The following is a 6,449-nucleotide window of genomic DNA, read 5'->3' as shown; positions in this document are numbered from 1 at the left end:
GGCGCGGGCAAGACGACGACGCTCAAGGCGATCTCCAACCTGCTCAAATCCGAGCGCGGCGAGGTGACGAAAGGCTCGATCACCTATCGCGGCGAGCGGGTGCAGGACGGCTCCCCCGCCGATCTGGTCCGCAAGGGCGTGATCCAGGTGATGGAGGGGCGCCATTGCTTCGAACACCTGACCGTCGAGGAAAACCTGCTGACCGGCGCCTATACCCGCAAGGATGGGCGTGCCGCGATCCAGGCCGATCTGGAGATGGTCTACGACTACTTCCCGCGGCTAAAGGAGCGCCGCAAATCGCAGGCGGGCTATACCTCGGGCGGGGAGCAGCAGATGGTCGCGATGGGCCGCGCGCTGATGAGCCGCCCCGAGACGATCCTGCTGGACGAACCTTCGATGGGTCTCGCGCCGCAGCTGGTGGAGCAGATTTTCGAGATCGTGAAATCGGTCAACGAGAACGAGGGCGTGACCTTCCTTCTGGCCGAGCAGAACACCAATGTCGCGCTGCGCTACGCCCATTACGGCTACATTCTGGAGAGCGGGCGCATCGTGATGGACGGTCCCGCCAAGGAATTGCGCGAAAACCCGGACGTGAAGGAATTCTACCTCGGCATGTCCGACGAAGGCCGCAAGAGCTTCCGCGACGTGCGCAGCTACCGCCGCCGCAAGCGCTGGCTGGCGTGACGTTAACTTACTGTTTCAATTGAATTGCTGCGCAACATTTTGGGCGCGGAATAGGAGCGGTTTGTCCGCTGAACGGAAAGGGTCGAGAGATGCGCGAACATTTCGACGAATTGGAAACCCGCAGCGCCGACGCGCGTGAGGCCTCTCTGGCGGAGTGCCTGCCGGCGCTGATCGGCGCGGCGATGAAGGCTCCGGGGATCGCGGCGCATCTGCAAGGCGTCGACCCGAGCGCGATCACCTCGCGCGAGGCGCTCGCGAAGCTGCCGGTGCTGCGCAAGTCCGACCTCGGGGCTGCGCAGAAAGGCGCGCCGCCCTTCGGGGGGCTGGTCACGAAACCCGCCCATGCCTTCGCGCATATCTTCCAGTCGCCCGGCCCGATCTACGAGCCCGGCGATACCAGCCACAACTGGTGGCGGTTGGGGCGTTTCGTCCATGCCGCAGGCGTCGGTCCCGGCGATATCGTGCAGAACTGCTTCGGCTATCACCTCACCCCCGCGGGCATGATGTTCGAGAATGCCGCGCGCACGGTCGGCGCCGCCGTTCTGCCCGCAGGCACCGGCCAGACCGAACTGCAGGTGCGCGCCGCCGTCGATATCGGCACCACCACTTACGCGGGCACGCCCGATTACCTGCGCATCATTCTCGAGAAGGCCGAAGAGATGGGCGAGGCGCTGAAAATCACCAAGGCCACCGTGTCGGGCGGCGCGCTCTTCCCGAGCCTGCGTCAGGATTATGCGGATCGCGGCATCGCCTGCCTGCAATGCTACGCCACCGCCGATCTGGGCAATATCGCCTATGAGAGCGCCGCGATGGAGGGGATGATCGTCGACGAGGGCGTGATCGTCGAGATCGTCCGCCCCGGCACCGGCGATCCGGTGGCCCCCGGCGAGGTCGGCGAAGTCGTCGTGACCACGCTCAATCCCGACTACCCGCTGATCCGTTTCGCCACCGGTGATCTGTCGGCGGTGATGGAAGGCGTCAGCCCCTGCGGGCGCACCAATATGCGCATCAAGGGCTGGATGGGCCGCGCCGATCAGACGACCAAGATCAAGGGCATGTTCGTCCGTCCCGAGCAGGTCGCCAGCTTTGTCTCGGCCCATGCAGAGGTGCAAAAAGCCCGCGTCATCGCCACCCGTGACGGCGAGATGGACGTGATGACCGTTCAGATCGAAACCGAGGCCGACGATCCCGCCCGCTTCGACGGTGGTATCCGCGAGGCGCTGAAGATGAAGGGCGTCATCGAACTGGTGTCGCCCGGCTCTTTGCCCAATGATGGGAAGGTCATCGACGACCAGCGCAAATACGACTGAGGAACCGCGCGCGCACTCAAGGGGTTTCTCCGGAAAGAGAGTGGAGGACCCCATGCGTAAACTTCTTCTGACAGGTGCCGCAATCGCGGCGCTTGGCCTTCCCGCCCATGCCGCCGATCTGGCGCTGGTGCTGGGAAATTCCGATTATCAACGGATCGACGATCTTCGCTCGGGCACTGCCCTGACCGATAGCGAAGCAAAGCTGCAGACGGCGGGCTTCTCGGTGCTGATCGAGGATGACGCCGATGCGGCCGAGATCCGGTCCCGCTTCCGTGATTTCGTTACCCGCGCACCCGAGGCCGAGCGGCTGGTCGTGGCGCTCTCGGGCCGTTTTGTCCATTCCGACGGGGAGACATGGTATCTGCCGGTCGACGCCCGCGACACCTCGCTGCCCGAAGCGGTGAGCGAGGCGCTGCCGCTGTCCGCAGTGATGACCGTGCTCGCCGCCCATCCGGGGCGTGCCGTGCTGCTTCTCGGCGCGGCGGATGATGAGGGCAACGGCCAGGGCCTCACCCAGCCTGGGATCGGCACGCTCGACATTCCGCAGGGCGTGACGGTGCTGCGCGGCAGCCCTAAGGATGTGGCCAGCCTCATGTCGGGCAACCTGACCGAGCCCGGCGCCTCGCTGATGCAGTCGGCGCAATCCGAAGACTTGCGCGCGAGCGGCTACATGCCGCGCGATTTCGTACTGGTCACCGAGCCGACGGGCAAGAAACCCGCCCCGGTGAAGACCCCCGCGGCTGACCCGTCAGCCCCCTATTGGGACATGGCGCGTTCCGAGGACACGATCACCGCCTATCAGCTCTATCTCGACCGCTATCCGAATGGCACCAATGCCGCTCAGGCGAAGCAGCGTATCCAGCAACTGCGTGACGAGCCTCAGCGGCAAGCGAAGGCTGCGGAAGAGGCGCTGAACCTCAGCCGCGATCAGCGTCGCGAGGTGCAGCAGAACCTGACGATCCTGAAATTCGACCCGAAAGGCGTCGATGGTATCTTCGGGCCCGGCTCGCGCGGGGCGATCGCGCGCTGGCAGAAAGCCAACGGCTTCGACGACACCAGCTATCTGACCCGCGCCCAGCTGACTGCGCTCTCGGCGCAGGGCGAGAAACGCGCCGCCGAGCTGAAGGCCGAGGCCGAGGCCCGTCAGGCCAAGATTGATCAAGAAGACCGCGCTTATTGGGAGCAGACCGGCAAGGCGGGTGATGAGGCCGGGCTGCGCGCCTACCTCAAGAAATATCCCGATGGTCTTTTCGCGGAACTCGCGCAGGAGCGCCTCGACAAGATCGAAGCGGACCGCCGCGATGAAGCGCAGTCGGCCGATCGCGCCGATTGGGACGTCGCACGTAAAGCCGACACCATCGCCAGCTACCGTGACTATCTGGCAAGCCGCTCCGACCCGGCCTTCAAAGCTGAGGCCGAGGCACGCATCGCTGAGCTGCAGCAACAGAATCAGCAAAGCGACGCGATGGACGCGGCCGCCGCGAAAGAGGCCGCCCTCAACCTGCCCGGCGTCGCGAAATCGCTGGTGGAGCAACGCCTCGCCCAAATGGGCCTGAAGCCCGGCAAGGTCGACGGCGTCTTCGACAAGGATACGCGCCGCGCGATTCGCCGCTATCAGACCGCAGGCGGGCTGGAAGCCACCGGCTATCTTGATCAGGCCACCGTGGCGCAGCTTCTGGCCGGGGCGATCGGCGCGCGTTAAGCGCCGATCCCTCTCAGCCTCGAAACGCTGAACAAAGGAAAAGGCCGCGCCGGGAAATCCCTGGCGCGGCCTTTATTCGTTTCGGCTCGGCTGCCTCAGCCCTGGCGGGCTTTGAAGCGCTTCTGCGTCTTGTTGATCACGTAGACGCGGCCTTTGCGGCGCACGACCTGGCAATCGCGATGACGCTGCTTGAGCGAGCGGAGCGAGTTGCGGACCTTCATCGGCCTTCTCCTGTATCGCGGCGCGCGGTGCGCCTTGAAAAACGAATGCCCCGGGCTTGCAAGCCGGGGGCGGTGAATAGATGGTGGGCGGTACTGGGATCGAACCAGTGGCCACTACGATGTCAACGTAGTGCTCTACCGCTGAGCTAACCGCCCACACCCGTGCGATCCCGTTTGATGCCTTTGATTCGCGCTTGCGGCTAGGCCGCGAAGGGAACCGAAAGGCGCGGTGTCGCGTCGGTCTGGGGGTCTATATAAAGAGTCGAAACGGCTTTCAAGAGGGTTTTGGCGTGAAAGCGTTCCAGTGTAAGATATTAGGCGATCATAAGAGGTTTCATGTCCGACAGCCCAGCCCTTTTGCCGCCGTTCCGGCTGGTTCGCCCCAAGGCGTTGCGGACGGCTGCGGTCTTCGCCTCGCCCCATTCCGGTGCGCAATACCCGCATAGCCTGCAGGAACGGGCCGTTCTGGACATGCTGCGCCTGCGGTCTTCCGAAGATGCTTTCGTCGATGAGCTGCTGGCGGACGTTCCGCGATTCGGCGCGCCGCTTCTCTGCGCGCAGTATCCGAGGGCCTGGGTCGATCTCAACCGGGCGGAGGACGAACTTGATTCGGCGCTGATCGCCGGGCTGGACCGGGCGCATCCGGGGCCGCGCGTCGCTGCCGGTCTCGGGGTGATTCCCCGCGTGGTGTCCGGTGCGCGGGCGATCTATCGCGGCAAGATCCCGATGATCGAGGCCGAGGCGCGGATCAACCATGTCTGGCGGCCCTATCACGCGCAGCTCGAGGCGCTGATGGCCGAGGCGCATGGGGCTTTCGGGCAGGCGATTCTGCTCGATATGCATTCGATGCCCTCCGAGGCTCTGGCCGCGAGCGGGCCGCGCCGCGCGGAGATCGTGCTCGGCGATCGCTACGGCACCAGCGCCGACCGGGAGATCGTGCGCGAGATCGAACTGATCTTCGAAGGCGAGGGGCTGAACGTGGCGCGCAACAGCCCCTTTGCCGGTGCCTATATCACGCAGCGCTACGGGCATCCGCGCGAGGGGTATCACGCGATCCAGATCGAGATCGACCGTGCCCTCTACATGGATCAGCACCGCATCGCGCCGAACGAGAATTTCAACGCGTTCGCGGCGCTGATGAGCCGGGCGGCGCGTCAGATCGCCGATCTCGGAGCACATCCGCTGCGTCACGCGGCGGAGTGACTCACTCCCCGTCCCAGCCGCGCCCGTTGCGGATCGCATCCGCCCCGAATCGCGCCCGGATCGCATCTTTCGCCCGCTCCGCGCTTGCGCGCTTGCCCGCATCGGGGTCGAGCAGGTCACCCGCCGGATCGCGCCCATCGGCCGCCGTGAGGTCGGAAAATCCGATGCCGATGAGTCGGTAGGCCTGCCCCTTCGGCAGTTTGTCGAACAGCGTCTCGCCCGCGCGATAGAGCGTGTCGGCCAATTGGCTCGGCTCCTCCAGCCGGGGCTGCCGGGACACGGTCGCGAAATCAGCCTTCTTGAGCTTCAGCGTCACCGTCCGCCCCGCCAGATCGCGCGCCTTCATCCGGGCCGAGACCTTCTCGGCCAGATGCCACAGCTTGCCCATCAGCGCCTCGCGATCGGCGATGTCAGTGTTGAAGGTGGTCTCGTTCGACACCGATTTCATCGGCGAGTCGGGAGAGACGCGCCGCGCATCGAGCCCGCTGGCCAACTCAAAGAGCCGCCGCCCCGATGCGCCGAAACGGTCCTCCATCCGCGACAGCCCCGCGCGGCGGATATCGGCAAGCGTGCGGATGCCCGCGCGCCCCAAGGCCGAGCGCGTCGCCGCCCCCACGCCCCAAAGGATCGACACCGGCTTGTCGCGGAGAAACTCTTCCGTATCGCCGCGCCCGATCACCGAAAACCCGCGCGGCTTGTCGAGATCCGAGGCGATCTTGGCGAGGAACTTGTTATGCGAGAGGCCAACCGAGGCCGTGACCCCGATCTCCGTCTCGATCTCGCGCGCAAGCCGCGCCATCAGGAGCGCGGGGCGGCGCATGATGCAGCCGCTCCGTCCCGCCCAAATCGAGGAACGCCTCGTCGAGCGAGAGCGGCTCGATCAGCGGCGTCAGCTCGACCATCTTCGCCCGGATCTCGCGCGAGACGCTGGCGTAATGCTCCATCCGCGGTTTGATGATCACCGCATCGGGGCACAGCTTGCGCGCCTGAAACATCGGCATGGCCGAGCGCACGCCGGAGATTCGCGCAATGTAGCAGCAGGTCGTCACCACCCCGCGCGTGCCGCCGCCCACGATCACCGCCTGCGAAGACAGTTCGGGATTGTCGCGCTTCTCGACCGAGGCATAGAAACTGTCGCAATCGATATGCGCGATGGGCAGGTCGAACAGCTCCGGATGCGCCACGATCCGCGCCTTGCCGCAGGAAGGGCAACGCTTCGGCGCCTCGTCAAAACTCTTCAGGCAATCGCGGCAAAGGGCAGGCATGGGGACTCGATCCGGGAAACACCCCTTAGATACCCTCTCTTCCTCTTGGCGGAAATATCCCGGG

Annotated in this window: 5 protein-coding genes, 1 tRNA gene and 1 pseudogene; 4 read left to right on the top strand and 3 right to left on the bottom strand. The window is 65.4% G+C overall.

Annotation, left to right across the window (positions count from 1 at the left end):
- The 3 genes from B3D39_RS06660 to B3D39_RS06650 form a co-directional block, all read left to right on the top strand.
- Positions 1-684, top strand: a 684-nt coding sequence (locus tag B3D39_RS06660) for an ABC transporter ATP-binding protein (RefSeq protein WP_286789531.1), incomplete at its 5' end; no start/stop codon positions are given.
- An 89-nt stretch (positions 685-773) separates the two neighbouring features.
- Entirely contained in the window at positions 774-1,994 is a 1,221-nt protein-coding gene (locus B3D39_RS06655; protein ID WP_078570803.1) for a phenylacetate--CoA ligase family protein, read from the top strand.
- Between the two features lie 52 nt (positions 1,995-2,046).
- Positions 2,047-3,696, top strand: coding sequence for a peptidoglycan-binding domain-containing protein (locus B3D39_RS06650; protein WP_274962801.1), 1,650 nt, complete (start codon positions 2,047-2,049; stop codon positions 3,694-3,696).
- A gap of 95 nt (positions 3,697-3,791) precedes the next feature.
- On the opposite strand, the gene ykgO is transcribed toward B3D39_RS06650, so the two are convergent.
- Both ykgO and B3D39_RS06640 read right to left on the bottom strand, forming a co-directional pair.
- Positions 3,792-3,917: a type B 50S ribosomal protein L36 gene (ykgO, locus tag B3D39_RS06645; RefSeq protein ID WP_038074920.1), complete on the bottom strand. Its 126-nt coding sequence runs from the start codon at positions 3,915-3,917 to the stop codon at positions 3,792-3,794.
- Between the two features lie 81 nt (positions 3,918-3,998).
- A tRNA-Val gene (locus B3D39_RS06640) sits at positions 3,999-4,073 on the bottom strand.
- A 180-nt stretch (positions 4,074-4,253) separates the two neighbouring features.
- Between B3D39_RS06640 and B3D39_RS06635 the strand changes: the two genes are divergently transcribed.
- A complete protein-coding gene (locus B3D39_RS06635; RefSeq protein ID WP_274963265.1) occupies positions 4,254-5,120 on the top strand; it encodes an N-formylglutamate amidohydrolase in 867 nt (288 codons plus the stop codon).
- Between the two features lies 1 nt (position 5,121).
- On the opposite strand, the pseudogene B3D39_RS06630 reads toward B3D39_RS06635, so the two are convergent.
- A pseudogene (locus B3D39_RS06630) lies at positions 5,122-6,385 on the bottom strand (DNA polymerase IV).
- Between the last annotated feature and the right edge of the window lie 64 nt (positions 6,386-6,449).

The organism is Thioclava sp. UBA3469, assembly GCF_002378135.1.
Classification (GTDB): domain Bacteria; phylum Pseudomonadota; class Alphaproteobacteria; order Rhodobacterales; family Rhodobacteraceae; genus Thioclava; species Thioclava sediminum.
Note: the sequence above shows the minus strand (reverse complement) of the source record. Positions and strands in the feature narration are given on the sequence as shown.

Excerpts from the sequence above, each read along its gene's own strand:
- ykgO (WP_038074920.1), bottom strand. The coding sequence starts at position 3,917 with ATGAAGGTCCGCAACTCGCTCCGCTCGCTCAAGCAGCGTCATCGCGAT.
- B3D39_RS06650 (WP_274962801.1), top strand. The coding sequence starts at position 2,047 with ATGCGTAAACTTCTTCTGACAGGTGCCGCAATCGCGGCGCTTGGCCTT.
- B3D39_RS06635 (WP_274963265.1), top strand. The coding sequence starts at position 4,254 with ATGTCCGACAGCCCAGCCCTTTTGCCGCCGTTCCGGCTGGTTCGCCCC.
- B3D39_RS06655 (WP_078570803.1), top strand. The coding sequence starts at position 774 with ATGCGCGAACATTTCGACGAATTGGAAACCCGCAGCGCCGACGCGCGT.